This window comes from Bradyrhizobium sp. UFLA06-06, from assembly GCF_054820065.1.
Genome location: NZ_JADFUD010000169.1, coordinates 1 through 629, shown reverse-complemented (window position 1 = coordinate 629; position 629 = coordinate 1). Strand labels below are relative to the sequence as shown.

The following is a 629-nucleotide window of genomic DNA, read 5'->3' as shown; positions in this document are numbered from 1 at the left end:
AAACGGCCTGTACGCCATTTTGCGGGCTTTTTTGCGGAGAAGTGAGGGAGTTTTACTGCTTTGGTTGTTCAAGCGCACATAGGGCGCCTGAGGCGGTGCGGGAAACGGATGTTATGGTAAATCGACAGAGTTGTCGCAAGTGTCCTAAGTGAAGGAAATTAAAACAACAAAGGCCCGCTGTATAGCATACAGCGGGCCTTTGTTGTATATCTCTGTCGATTGTCCTCGGGGGGAAGCATTACTGCTAACAAGTCCCGTGGCTAGTAACTTCATTATAAGGATTGCTGACGATGTCGTCAAACAGGATAAAGGCCAGCTTGTCTGCGGCCAGAATAGGAACGTATGAAAATGTTCTAGGTGGGCCTGCTGGCATTCAAAAGACAGAAAAAGCCCTGAGGCTTTACATGTGGAACGCACAAATATCTGCCGCCTTCTTTGTACCCTTACATGTTTGCGAAGTGATTATGCGAAATGCTCTCTCAGATGTGCTCGAGGTGGTATACGGCCCCAGATGGCCGTGGTCTATGGGTTTTGAACGAAGTCTGCCGATCCCTGTTCATGGTTATAAACCCAAAGACGACCTTATTAATGGTCGGAGGAACCAGCCTACGACAGGAAAGGTTATCCCT

General features: G+C 48.3%; 1 protein-coding gene. It reads left to right on the top strand.

The annotated features are described in order from the left end of the window. Positions 1 to 290: 290 nt before the first annotated feature. The coding region (locus tag IF803_RS42535) for a hypothetical protein (protein WP_461196172.1) at positions 291 to 629 on the top strand (339 nt) is incomplete at its 3' end.